The sequence below is a fragment of the Selenomonas sp. oral taxon 920 genome, from assembly GCF_001717585.1.
In the GTDB taxonomy this organism is placed as follows: domain Bacteria; phylum Bacillota; class Negativicutes; order Selenomonadales; family Selenomonadaceae; genus Centipeda.
On sequence record NZ_CP017042.1, the window covers coordinates 303,636 to 318,000 of the forward strand.

Sequence of the window (14,365 nt, forward strand, 5' to 3'; positions counted from 1 at the left end):
ATTGAAATTCTCCTTGCCTTAGGGAGGCACCGATAAATTCAGTGATTCCTTAGAAGATCCAGCGCATTCCTGCATCCATGCGCCATGCAGTCTTGATATCTCCGCCGAAGGTTTTCTCGAAGTTGCCGTAAAGATTCGTCTTGTCACTGAGCTTGAGCGTTCCGCCGAGCTGAACGCCGACCCACGTATCCTTGCCGCGCTGCATGGTGCTCTTCGGCGTGAAGCCGTCGGAGTAATCCGTGTGCATATCGCCTGCAAACTCATGATAGAGCGATGCCCTCGCATAGTATGTGCTGCGCTCCGTCTCCTTGCCGAATCCGAAGCCGATGCGTCCGATGAAGCTGTCGAACGGCTTCTGGTGCACATACATGCTCATGCCGCTATAGTCTGTGCTGCCGACGTAGTTCGTACCCTGCATGTGGCTGTAGATGAGCTCAATTTGCGGCTCAACGAAGCTGCCGTCCTTCATGGAAATGCGCTTGCCGTACTCTGCCGAGAGGGAGCCGCCCCACATGCTGTAGTCGCCCTTGACATAGTGTCCAAAGTCATTGTAGACGGTGTACTCGTTCTGGAGTCTGCCGATCTTCGCAATGAGATCGACGTATTGTCCTGATTTGCCCGTCCACGTGCCGTAAACACCGAGGTTGCCCTCTTTGTTCTTGCCGTTGCCTGCAGCATAGGCCGATGAGCCGCTCATGTAGCTGCCTGCAACGCCGACACGCCAATCCCTGCCTACCTTCTTGTCGCAGCCGACCTGAATGGTGGAGTAGTTCATACGGAAATCGGTATTGTCCTTGTTGCTCGTCGATTTGCCGCGATAGACACGCGCCCAGATCCCGGTATCGTTGGGCAATAGACGCAGGTCGCCCATACGCTTCATGAGGTCGTTCGCCTCGGCGCGCCATGCCATCGTGGAGGCGGTCATCGCCGACTTGACACCTTTCATGAGCTTCGTCTCGTAGTCGCCGTACTCGATGTTCGACACAAAAGGCTTTACATCGCCAGATGTTCCGTCCGCCTCCATGAGGATATTATATCTCTTTGAGGAGGAAACAAGGCCATCTGCAATGAGCGCACTCAGAGAAAGCCCCCGAATCCTTTGATTCTGAATGTTGCTGCTGCTGCCGACATATTCAAACTGCCTTGCCAGCGTCTTTGCAACTCGCTCATCTGCCGTATCGCTGCCACCGTGTGCATCCGTCGCAATCGTGAGTGCATTGCCGGTACCGTCAACATTCCGAATGCGGAACTTGCCGGTATTAGCGAGGGTCAGCGTTCCGTCGGACGTTGCCGTGCCATTGTAATGAACCGTCGCCGAGCCCTTGAAATTTTCGACATTGACACCCTCATTATGGCTGAAGAGGTAGTTGATGACACTGCCCTGCTTTGCGTTCAGCCGGGTAAGGTTGGACGGTGACGTAACATTCCAGACCGTGCGGTTCTCAAGCGTCAGTCTGCGGTCACCTGTGCCCGCTTCCCGTGCACTTCCCGCACCGCGGATACTGCCCGTAAAGGTCGCGCCCGCACCTTCCATGGAGAGATCCAGAACTCCGCCGCTCGCGATGATATTTCCTTTGAGCTTCGAGTCCACACCCTGCATTCTGAGGTTAAAGCTGCCTGCTGTCTGTGTGATATCACCGACTAACGAGCTCTTCCGCCCCATATCGTTGAGAGAGATGCGCCCGCCATTATTCTCGATTGCCCCTTTGAGGTCAAACCCTGCGGCAACGGAAATATCAGAACCTGCTGCTGCGCGAATGCTGCGGCTGCCCGCATCAATCGTGAGCTGCTTTCCTGTAATCGCAACCTTGCTGTTTGCGCCGGCATCCACACCATAATCCGCTGCCTGAATCTTGAGTTCCGCACCTGCGGCCTGCACCTTGATTGGCTTGTTCTGTATCGCCTGAATGCCCGTGGCCGCCGTAATCTTCGAGTTCTTGGTGAACGTGTACGCATTATTCTTGAGCACATGACCCGCAACATAGTCCGCATCGGAAGCTGCGTCACCGGTGATGGGGGTTGTGAACTCCGTCGTCGTCTGCTCATCCTGTCCCGGCTGCGGCGGCTTCGGCGGATCAACCGCAGGCGTATAGGCATAGCCGCCCTGTCCGGTCGATTCGTTGAACGTGATATTCTCAACACGCTTGCTTGCAGACGATGTCGTCAGACCCTCGGCGATCTCCGCCTTGCCTGTGAGATTCCGTTCTCCCGTCGTATAGGCGGTGTACCAGAGCTTGTTTGCAAGGGCGTTGAGCGTCGCACTGACAAGGTTTTTGTCTGCTGCTTTCGTCGACTCCGTATTGAGCCCCACATTATCCGTTGCCAGCGTAATGGCGCTGCCCGCCGCCGCGTTCTTGATGCGCAGGTCGCCGCCGATTATCGTTGTCGGTGTTCCGGCATCATGCTTGTAGAATACACGCGCATGGCCGCTGTAGTTGTCGATTGAGATGTCATAGTTGTTCTTCTGGAAGATCACGCCTGCACGGGAAGCGTCGCTGCCGCCCGTGAAGTTCGACAGACGACTGCTAAATCCTGTCGGCTGCGTCGTGTACTCCTCATTATGCCAAACAGCACCATTCTGAAGCCAGAGATTGAGCGTCCCAACACCGGAGACAAGCCCTTTGAGGTATGACGTTCCGGTTGTAAGCGCTGCATCCACACGGCTGCCGGACTCCCTGGCGGTAATATTGCCGTCGAGCATGACTTCGTTGCTGCCAACCGTGCCGTCCTTGACATTGACGTTGATGCGCCCCGTGCCCTGTACATCAAGCGTCACCGCATCCTTGGAAGCAGCATTCGCCTTGGCACGGAGGCCTTCCAGTGTCACCGTGCCGTCATAAGCCTGCACCGCCTTGCTGCGCTCCGTGCCGGCGACATCAATTTCCGTCATACCGGAGATATTCGTCGTACCGCCCGTAGACAAAATGCCCCAGGCGGTCTGCAGCGGAGCAGCCGAAGTCGTGCCGTTCACGAGGAGCTTCAGCGTCTTTGCCTTGATATCAAGCCCCTTTCCATAATTGGCGATGGCAGCACCTTGTGTGACGCTCGCGATCCCGCTTCCGCTCTTGATCGTCAGGACGCGATCTGCGGCATTGATGTGGACATCCGCACTCGGCATGATTGCCCCACGAGCCCCACTCACGTTATTTTGATATGTGATGGTCGAGTCCTTCGTGAAGTGATACGTGCCATCTGCCTGACGAACATGTGCGTCAATATACTCCTGATCCGAATCCGTACCGATGAGCGGTTTCGTGAACTCCGTTGTCGTCTGTTCCGTGCTTGGCGGCGGATCAACCGCAGGTGTATAGGCATAGCCGCCCTGTCCGGTCGATTCGTTGAACGTGATATTCTCAACGCGCTTGCTTGCAGACGATGTCGTCAGACCCTCGGCGATCTCCGCCTTGCCCGTGAGATTCCGCTCTCCCGTCGTATAGGCGGTGTACCAGAGCTTGTTTGCAAGGGCGTTGAGCGTCGCACTGACAAGGTTCTTGTCCGCTGACTTTGCCGACTCTGTATTGAGTCCCGTGTTGTCTGTTACCATCCTGACGAGACTTCCCGCCGCTGCTTTGCCGATTGTCAACTTACCGCCGTAGATCGTTGTCGGTGTTGTCACGTCATGGCGGTAGAGCATCGTCGTCGAACCGCTGAACTCATCAATCGTGAGATCGCCCGTTTCACCAAGCCCCTTTTCCTCAATGGAGGAAGAACCTGTCTGTACGGGAGCGCCGCTGAGGCTGTTGCTCGACGCGAGGAAGCGGTTCGTTCCCGTCATGTCGATAAAGCCGCCCTCGCCCGTGAAATACTTGACTTTGCTGATTGCGGCTTTGCCGTCCTGATTCTTCTGCTCCTGTGTGATGGCATTGTGCCAGATCGCGCCGTCGAAAAGCTTGAGCTGCATATTGTCGCCAAGATTGAAGCCCGTCCAGCTCGTGCCCGCACCGCTCATCTCCACCTTCATCGTGCCGTTGGAGAAGCCCTTCCAGTAGGAGCCGTTCTTCATAAAGAGGTTGACTGCACCGAGTGCCCCTGGCGTCACGCCGTAGCCGCGCGTATCGGCATAGTTGCCGATCCAGTGTGAGTTTGCTGTGGAGAGACCGACGGAGACGCGACCTTTCGTGCCCATGCCGCCGTTTGTGACGATATCACCTTCGATGACAGCGCGATTTGTACCGGCACCGTTGGCAAGACCGTCTGCCCCCTTCGTAACGTTAAAGTTGACCGTGCCATAGTTGTCCGAGACAAACTCACCGTAGGCGCGGATCGCCGCCCATGCACCATTGATTGCACGGATCGTGCCGCCGCCGATATCAATCGTCGAGGCGACCGCGCTGACACCTTCGTTTGCGCCTTTGCCGTTTGCCGCATCATTTCCGTCTGCCAGCACATCGACGAGCCCGTCGATCGTGATGTTTGACTCGACCCCCGTCACCCCGTTCATCGACTTGATCACGGCGACGTTCGTCTTATGGTTTCCGTTTGCGCGTACCTTCAGCACCTTGTCCTCAAGATTGCCGCCGCCGTTCCGGATGTGGATCGCGCCGCCGCCGTTCACGAAGAGCGCCGCCGTCTGACCATAGTTCGTACTCTCCGCATCAATCGAGATTGCGCCCGCATTCTTGACGATGACCTTCGAGTCCTTACCGATCGAGGAGATTCCCGTCGTACTGACATCCGTCTTTGTCTTGACGGTGAGGTTCTTTCCGCTCAGATCGAGATCGAGCGTCCCCTTATCCGCGCTTGAGATCGCAGCGCTGATATTGGTCATCCACGCGCCCGCCACGATCAGATCCTTACCGCTCGTGATCGTGGAGTCCTTGGTAAAGACATACCGCCCGTCCGGCTTGCGGACACCGGCATTCGTGTACGGAGTATCATGCACTTCATCCCCCGTGATGGCGGTGGTGAAATCGGTATCCGTCTGAGAAGCCGGCGGATTAATCAGCGGCGTATACACATAGCTGCCCTGTCCCGTCGCCGTATCGAACGTGATATTCTCAAGCCGTTTGCTTGCGGACGAGGCAGTCAGACCCTCGGCAATCTGCACTTGTCCCAGGAGATTGCGCTCGTTTGTTGCATAGCCTGTGTACCAGAGCTTGTTGGCAAGAGCGTTGAGCGTCGCGCTGACGAGATTTTTCTCTGTGATCCCCGCCGTCGTGCTCGTATTGAGACCGCTCTGATCCGTGACCAGCGTGATACTGCTGCCGCCGACGGCACTCTTGATGTCGATGTCGCCGCCCTTGATGTTTGTCGGTGTCGCGGCATCATGGGCAAAGAACACCTTCGTATGACCCAAATATTTGTCGATGGTGATCTTTCTCTCATCCCGCTGGAAGATCAACCCTGCCCTCGACGCATTGCCGCCGCCGGTCAGCTGGCTGACATGACTGCCGGTAAACCCGGTCGGTACATTCGCCCCACGTTTTTCATTCTCCCAAACGCCGCCGTTCTGCAGCCACAGATTGGTCTTGCCTTCGCCATAGACGAAGCCCTTCAGATGGGACGACGTTCCATAGATTGCCGCATCCACGCGGCTTGCCGCATCTTTTGCCACGATATGACCGTCGAGCGTTACCGTACCCGTGCCGCCGTTGTTGTGATTCATGTTGACATTGATGCGGCCGTTGTTCTGTGCATACAGCGCCGCCGCTTCCTCTGCGGCAGCATTCGTCGTCGCATGGAGGCTGCCCAGTGTCACCGTGCCGCCGGATGCGTGTACCGCCTTGCTCTCCTTTGTGCCGGCGACATCAATCTCCGTCGTGCCGGTCACCTCGGTCGTACCGCCCGTTGTACGGATGCCCCAAGCGGATTGCAGCGGTGCCGCCGAGGTCGTGTCGTTCACCAGCAGTTTCAGCGTTTTGGCCGCGATGTCAAGATCCTTCCCATCGTTTGAGATGGCGGCGGATTCCTTGACACTCGCGGATTTGCCGCCGCTCTTGACCGTCAGCACGCGATCTGCAGCATCAATCTGCACATCTGCGTTCGGCTTGATCGCGCCGCGGTTCATATTCGATCCGTTTTGATATGTGATGGTCGAATCTTTCGTGAAGCGGTATGTGCCGTCTGCCTGACGGACATGGGCGTCAATATATTCCTGATCCGAAGTCGTGCCAAAGAGCCGCTTGGTGAACTCCGTCTTCGTCTGTCCTTCCGCCTGCGGCGTATAGACATAGCTGCCCTGCCCCGTCGACTCGTTGAACGTGATATTCTCAACGCGCTTGCTCGCGGACGAGGTCGTCAGACCCTCGGCGATCTCCGCCTTGCCCGTGAGATTCCGCTCGTTCGTTGTATATGCCGTGTACCAGAGCTTATTCGCAAGAGCGTTGAGCGTTGCACTGACAAGGTTCTTGTCCGCCGCCTCTGTCGACTCCGTATTGAGTCCCGTGCTGTCCGTCGTCAGCGTGATGGCACTGCCCGCCGCTGCGTTCTTGATGCGGAAGTCGCCGCCCTTGATCGTCGTTGGCGTTGCGACATCATGCTCGTAGAATACACGTGTATGGCCGCTGTAATTATCAATCGTGATGTCCTTGTTGTTTTTCTGGAAGATCACGCCCGCATTGTTGGCATCGTTGCCGCCCCGTAAAGAGGAAAGTCGGCTGCCCAGCCATTTGTCCGTAACACCGGATCTCTGTTCATTTGTCCAGTGTGCGCCATTCTGCAGAGTCAAGTTGAACTGCCCCACATCGTGCGCTGTGAAGCCGCCCGTCCCGAAGTCTGCCCGATTGACATCATATGTCGCCGCACCCGTCCATGAGGAATCTGCCGTCGTCAACGAGACGTTCAGCATGCCCTTCTTGTCAAAATCTACAAGCTGACCGCCGCTGTATTCGACGACCTTCTTTCCGTACTCACGCGTGACATATATATCGCCCGTGATGTTTGTCTTTCTGCTCCCGCTGACACCTTCGGGCGTGTTAATATTCACCGTGCCCTTTTCAGCACGGACAGCACGGTACTGCTTCATATGATCGGCATCCTCAGCAGCCGAAATCGTACCGCCGCCGACATCTATCACGCTGTCTGCACCGATTGTCTGGAGTACGCTTCCCTTGATATTCTGAATATCGACATTGCCCTTGACCGTGATCTTGGACTCATCCGCTGTCGTTTTAAGCCCGGCCACATTCCTCCCATCGTCTGCGCCCTTGTTTTTCGTATCCACACGATCGGCCCGCACGGACTGCACGGTGAGATCGCCGTCGATCATGACATCACTCGGGGAGCCGATGGTTCCATTCGTCTGGATCGCCGCCGCATTGTATCCTTTGGTATGAACGTCCTCAATGACGACAGGCCCCTGGATATGGATATGGCCATTCGCCTCCGTCTGGATGCCGTTCGCTGCACGTGTATCCGTATTCGATGCCTTGATGGTCAGTGCCTTCTTCTCACCGCTGTTCACAATTCGAATGTACTTGTTGTTGCCGCCGTGAATCGCACTGGCAATTTGGTTCTTACTGTTTGCCTCAATGTGCAGACTATGCCCGTTCATATCGACGACCATCGGGTGCTGCTTATCGTACGCCGTGTTATCCGTATAGAGGCCGGAGACAATACGACCACCCTTGGTATTTGGCGCTGTCGCAAGTGCCTGACGATCATAGGACAGAGTCTCCGATTCCTTAATCGGGTCGGTCGTCGCCTCCGACTGCGGCGTATAGACATAGCGGCCTTGCCCGCTCGCCGTATCAAATGTGATGTTTTCGAGCCGCTTACTCGCAGACGAAGAGGTCAGACCTTCCGCGATCTCAACCTTTCCTGTGAGGTTGCGCTCATTCGTTGTGTATGCTGTGTACCAGAGCTTGTTTGCAAGGGCATTGAGCGTTGCGCTCACGAGATTCTTGTCTGTGGCTTTCGTTGACTCCGTATTGAGACCGCTGCTGTCTGTCGTCAGTGTAATGCCACTGCCCGCCGCTGCGTTCTTGATACGGAAGTCGCCGCCCTTGATTGTCGTTGGCGCTGCGGCATCATGCTCATAGAATACACGTGTATGGCCACTGTAATTATCGATCGTGATATCCTTGTTGTTTTTCTGGAAGATCACGCCCGCATTGTTGGCATCGTTGCCGCCCCGTAAAGAGGAAAGTCGGCTGCCGGCGAAGGTATAATCATAATCGTACCCAAGCTGGTTATCCTCTTTGTCAGGCACTGTCCCGCCATATTGCTCATTGTTCCAAACAGCACCGTTTTGCAGCCAGAAGTTAATCTTCCCCTTACCAAAGGCAAGACCATTCACTCCAGAATCTTTGTTTACCATAGCGACATCAATGCGGCTCGCTTCACCCATAGCACCCACGTTGCCGTCAATCTTCACCGTCTTGTTGCCTGCGCTGCCATCTTTTGCGTTGACATGGATCTGTCCCGTTGAGCCGGTGAAAAGTGCCGCCGCATCATCGTAGGCTGCCACCTTTGCTTTCAGACCCTCGAGTGTTACCGTTCCTTCAGTTGCTTCCACAGCACGGCTCGAATTATATCCGGTTGTGTCTATTTCTGTCAGCCCTGAAATATTGGTTGTTCCGCTCTCATTCAGAATACCCCAAGAAAATATAGCATCACTCACTTCATTTTTGTTCGTGAACAATCGAAGCGCATCTGCTGTAATATTGAGTTTTTTTCCTGTATTCTTGATGGCTGCTGATTTTTGTGCTCCTTGCACCTTTGTTTCAACAGTAAGAGTATGACCCGATGCATCAATCTTCACATCTTCCGTGGGACTGATGACGCCAGCATCCTCGTCGTCCGTATTGGCATAGCTGATGTTTGAATCCTTCGAGAATCGATATGTTCCATCTGGCTGACGAACATTCGCATCAACGTATTCCTGATCCGAAGCCGTACCGAAGAGTCGTTTTGTAAACTCCGTCTTCGTCTGCTCCGTGCTCGGCGGTTTCGGCGGTGTAGTGCCGCCCGCATAGCTTCCCGTCTCGTTGCCAAAGGTGATTTCCCCGTTGATGGTGGAGGTCGTCAGGCTCTCGCCGATCGAGAGTTTTCCCAAAAGTTTGTTCTCGGCAAAACTCTGATAGGACAGTTTGTTCGCAAGCGCGTTGAGCACGGCACTCTGGTTTCCTGTCGTTACGCCGCCGCCGTCAGTAAAGAGTGTAAAGATATTCTTCGTATCCGCGTTCGCCTTTTTGATGATGATTTCGCCGCCCTTGAACTGCGTCGGCGTTGCTGCATCATGCGAATAGACTGCCGCTGTATGTCCACTGTACTTGTCGATCGTCAGCGGATTGGCATTCTTCTGGTAGATGATGCCGCGCTGCGCTTCCGTCGCACCGCCAACAAAGTTCGTGACGTGACTCTGCGCATTGTAGACCTTCCCGACGGCTCCGCCGGTCCGTGTTCTTACCGCAGCCATCGTGCCTGCGCCCATATCCTCATCGTCCTGGTAGTAGCGCTCGTTTCGGGCTTCGTTGAGCCACTTTGCACCGTTCTGCAGGTAGAGATTCGCCGTGCCGCCGTTATCGACGAGACCGTGCAGATAGGACTTGTCCGTCATAAGGGCAACGTCGAGTCTGCCCGTGGGCAGTGCAAATAGGTCGCCGTCGAGCTTTACGTCAGCGAGCGCTTTTCCTTCTTTGGGGTTGCCGGGTTTCGTCCCGTCGTCGCCCATATTCATGGAGATTGCGCCCTGATAGGCAGCAAGTGCATAGTAGCTGTACCGCATACCGGCGGGCACCTGGATCGATCCGCCGCCTGCAATGTGTACGCTGCTGTCCTTGGCATTCGTCGTCACGCCGTTGCCATAGACGGTCATATCCACATCACCGTCTACGGTCACATCGCTCTTTTCGACCTGCGTGAGGATGCCAGCGTTGTTAAAGCGGGAGAATACATTTTCACGGTTGAGCGGGATGCCCCACTTGTCAGTCTCTGTGCCTGCAATCTTCAGATTGCCGTTGATGCGAATCGCCGAGGCAAGGCGCGCCTCATAGGACTTCTCACCGAAGCGGTCACTCTTTTGGATTGCGACACCGTTGCCGCCAAGTCCGCCCGTCATGGAGATATTCAGCGGCCCATTGATGGTGAGCTTTGTCGCCTTATTCTTCAGTGCATCGAGCTGAACAGCATTCGTCAGGGAATTTCCGCCCTCACTTCCCCGTGTGAGGATGTTGATGCCCTTCTTCGCACTTACCGTGAGATCTGCTCCTCTGGCGTAGATCCCCGTCGGATTCCCCACGGTGTTTTCTACCTGCAGCTGCAGGATATTTTCCCCTGCATTGATATTGAGAGGCCTGCTGTCCGTTGCAGAAATCGCCGCCAGCACATTCGTCGACTTGTCGCCGAGCTTGTCCTTGCCGATGCTGACAACGGTATCGATGTTCCAGCTCTGCTGCGTCGTGATTGTATCACTGAATGCAGCACTGTTCTTCCAAACGGCATTTTCATTCACCGTTGCTGCCGTCGTGTCGCCGCCCAGCTCCGCAGGCAGTGTCATGACGACGGATGCTGTATTTCCGTAGACTCGGTCTGGCTCGATCATTGTGATCTTGTTGAAGCGGCTGAATGCCTTGTTGTCGGAGAAATCCTTCGCCTGCCATATGTGTTTTGCCGTATCATCGCCGTCTGTATAGGCCTGCAGAGTATCACCAAGCTCCAGCCAGAGACGCTTCGTATAGTATTCGGCGTTGAGCTTGCCGAACCAGCCTTCCTGCTGGCTTGCAACAGCGACTTCCTGCCAATCGTCTGGGTGTTCCGACATCAGATTGGACATGGTCGTCTTGTAGACATGCGCATTGATCTGACTGCCGGACGGGCTGAGATTGTACGTCATGACATAGGCGGTGCCATCCGGGAGAAGCTTCAGATCACGCATATCCTCGCCGGTGCCCTTGACGTGATTCGGAATCGAGGCGCGGCGCTGCTCCGTGCCCAGGATGCGCCCCGTATTCTGATCGATCTTGGCGATATTGAGCGCGGTATAGTGCGTATTGCCTGTCCCGTTGTAGTGCTGATACCCGCCGATGCAGGAGACGAGGATGTGATCGTTGAACTTATTGAGACGTCCCTGATCGATGTTGCGGCTGATGCGCGTATAGCTGCCGAACTTCAGGGTGCCGTCGTCCTGAATGTCGTACTGCATCAGGAAGCCGTCGTCGTAGGGATCGTAGCCCGCGAGCGGGTTGACGGATGCCGCTACGTAGAGTCTTCGCCCATCAACGAGAAGTGCCTCACCGTGCACCTGTGCTTTTGCAGGGTCACCCGTGTAGGTTTTGCCTTTCTCGCCCTTTGAATCTTCGTCGAGGTTTTTGAACGTCTCGGTGAAGTTGTAGCCGCAGTACTGCTTGATGTCATTCTTGAGGTTGACAACAGCTCTTTTGTTTTCCATCAATCGCTTGCCGTTTTGGCGCACGACACCGATCTGACCGAGATCATAGCCGGTCATGTAGATATACTCGTCGCTTGCCGCAGCCGCATGCATATTCGGTACTGCCGTCGTCTTTCCGGTTGCCGCACTCGCTGCTGCACCAGCAGAGTTCGGGTCGATCAGAGAGGTGTTCTCCAGCTCTGTCGTGCTGTAGGTATACTGGCGCAGCAGGATCATGCTCTTGCCCTTCTGATGGAATCCAAAGGACGCAGGATCGCGGTTGAGGTTCTTCAGCACACCTGCATGAGGCGTTGCGTCAATGTCCGTCGTCACACGTGAACCGGTGACTGCGCCCATTTCACTGTTGCCGTAGTCCGATGGAATGGTCGAGACGAGGTTCGCCGCGTTCGCCGTCGTACTGCAGAGCAGTCCGCCCACAACGAGAGCAGCGAGACGCAGGCGTTGTCGTTTTCCAAGATACGTCTTCATAGCTTCTCCTCCTTAGAATTCATAGCGGAAACTAATATAATAGCTGCGTCCCTGCAGCGGATATTCGATGTTTACCCAGCTCGGTTCGCTCAAGTAGCGCTGCACGCTGTGCACCTTCAGCTTGGATGCCGCGTCGAAGACATCATTGCATCCGAGGGTCAGCGTCATATCCTTTTTCGGCGACCACTTGAGCCCCAGGTTGATCGTCTTCAACGCCGCTCTTGGTCTGCCGGCAAGTTCCTTTTCTACAGGATCTCTGACCTGTGGGATGGCATAGTGCGTGTAGTACTGCGAGACATAGTGCGCCTCGCCGAAGAAGAGCCATTTCTCCGTCGGGCGATAGGTCAGACGGATATTGCCCTCCCATCTTGGCTGGTAGGTCGGACGCACTTCGAACCAGTCGTAATGGACCCCCGGAGAGGAATCCCTGCGCTGCGCCGCTATGTTGAGATGCGTGCCTTCGATATCGAGATCAAACTTCTTCCAGTGGAAATTCGTCTGCAGCTCAATGCCGTGTGCCTTACCGCGCATGTCGTTGAAGTAGGAGCTGTAGTTGAGCCCCGCGCGGTAGAGGTAGAGCATCCGCTGCGTGTCGCGCCAGAAATAGGTGAGCGTTGTTCGATTGTCCGAGCCAAGGAACTTGCCGTCCCATATGACACTGAGATCGAACTGCTTGCCGTATTCTGGCTGCGGAAATTTGGCGCCGCTCCCCTTATAGTCCATCGGTGCCGGCATGATGCCCGCGCCGTCGCCCGCGATCTCATACATGTTGAGCAGGCGGAAGTAGGTGCCGCCCGTCATGCGCATCGTAAAGTGGTCGTTGAACTCCTTCTTGAGTGCGAGCTGCCACGTCACCTTGGAATCGACCTGACTGTCCTTCGGATGAACCCAACGGTACGTTTTGAGAGGGTTAAAGCGTCCAAACTGACTGTAGCCAATGATCTGCGAGCGGTTGTAGCGGACGGCGGGCGTCAGCTGCCACGTCTTCTTTTTATCGAGCGTGATCGTATCCTGCAGCTGCACATTGAAGATGTTCTGATCGAACTGGTTGCGCATCTGCGCCCAGAGATTCCCAATGCCCGCCTGCACATCGTCGATGACCTCATCAAGTCCGTCGCCGTCGATATTCATGCGCTCATGCGAGTAGTTCATCTGGAAGTCGAGCATGTTGTTTTTGCTGAGCTCGTAGGTGCCGTCTATCTGCACATTGTATTTCTTCGAACGATAGCGGCTCCACTCCCTCATGGGAATCTTAATCATATAGCGCAGACCGTCGTGAATATTCTCGGCACGGTAATCCTTGCTCTGGCTTAGATAGTCAATCATCCAACCCCATTCATAGCGTTTCCCTATATAGCGTCGCTGTACGAGCAGCTCCGCTGCACTGATTTTTTGATGCCGCTTGTCGTATTTATAGAGATCGTATTTATCCACGAGAAGCCCCGGCTGAATCATATCGAAATAGCTTCGATAATCAACCCAGAGGCTGTCCGGCAGATGTCGATCGACAGTCTTGTATGTTCCCTTGATCATCCAGTCATCATTCTGCCATTTGACGAGAAGATCCGAATTGCTGTAGTCGTTGTATTTACGGCGGCGCTCGGGATCGTCGGCGGCTGTCACCAAGCGACCGCCGTTGTCTTCGAGCCACTGGATACAATCATCTACCATCTGCTGCCATGCGCCGGCGCCATTTGCAATATCATATGCGGCTCTCTCTGCCGGCGTCATAGCGAGATAACCTTGCAGTTCCACCCGTGTTTCCACAATCTGCCGCCCAATTCCGGTATTTGTATAGAACTGATCCGCCGCATAGCTGCGGTAGGGGAAATCGCCGTCACGCGACTCGTGATTGAATCCGAAAAGCAGACTGCCGCTGCCGACGGGTGCCGTAACCTCGACCGATGCTTTCTTCCCGCCGAATGAGCTCGGTCCGATCTCGGCAGACCCGTGCGCCTCTGCCGGTTTCTTTGTCACGACGTTGATGACTCCGCCGATGAACGTGCCCGCAAAACGTGCAGGGATATAGCCGCGGTAGACCTCGATGCGTTCGACGTTGCTGACGGGGATCGTCGAGATGTCGACCGCCGCATCGCCGCCGAGGTTTGTCAGCACACCGTCGACGAAGACTCCGACCTGCGCTGCTGTCGAGCCGCGTACGGTTACGGTCGTATACTGCCCCTTGCCCTGCACCTCACGCACATGCACGCCTGGCACCATTTTCAGAAAGTCCGGCAGGGTTTTCTGCTCGCCCTTGAACTCCTCAGGGCGGATGACGGTTACGGTGCCGGGAGAGAGGATCTCCTCCCACGCGGGACGCTTCGCCTCGACGGTGATGTCCGGCGTTGTGTATTCCAACGGCATATTCGTTCCCGTTGCCGGCATCTCCATTGGCGAAGCATCAGATGCGGCGTTGTCTTTGGCACCTGCCGCAGATGCCGAAGTATGTTCTGCGGCAGCGGCAGGATGACAGAACACACCTGCAAGCAGCATCCATAGAACACCCGCGAGGAGGTTCTTCTTTTTCTGTTTTTCCGACATGGGAAAGCCTCCGTTCTCTCCAATCGT

2 protein-coding genes are annotated in these 14,365 nt (G+C 55.5%); both read right to left on the bottom strand.

Annotated features, from left to right (window positions below):
• Window positions 1-49: 49 nt before the first annotated feature.
• The gene (locus BCS37_RS12095) at window positions 50-11,797 is read right to left on the bottom strand and encodes an autotransporter outer membrane beta-barrel domain-containing protein (RefSeq protein ID WP_069179802.1); all 11,748 of its coding nucleotides are present in this window, start codon (window positions 11,795-11,797) and stop codon (window positions 50-52) included.
• Window positions 11,798-11,809: 12 nt separating this feature from the next.
• Complete coding sequence (locus BCS37_RS01395) at window positions 11,810-14,188, bottom strand: TonB-dependent receptor plug domain-containing protein (RefSeq protein WP_442984037.1); 2,379 nt, start codon at window positions 14,186-14,188, stop codon at window positions 11,810-11,812.
• Window positions 14,189-14,365: the final 177 nt, after the last annotated feature.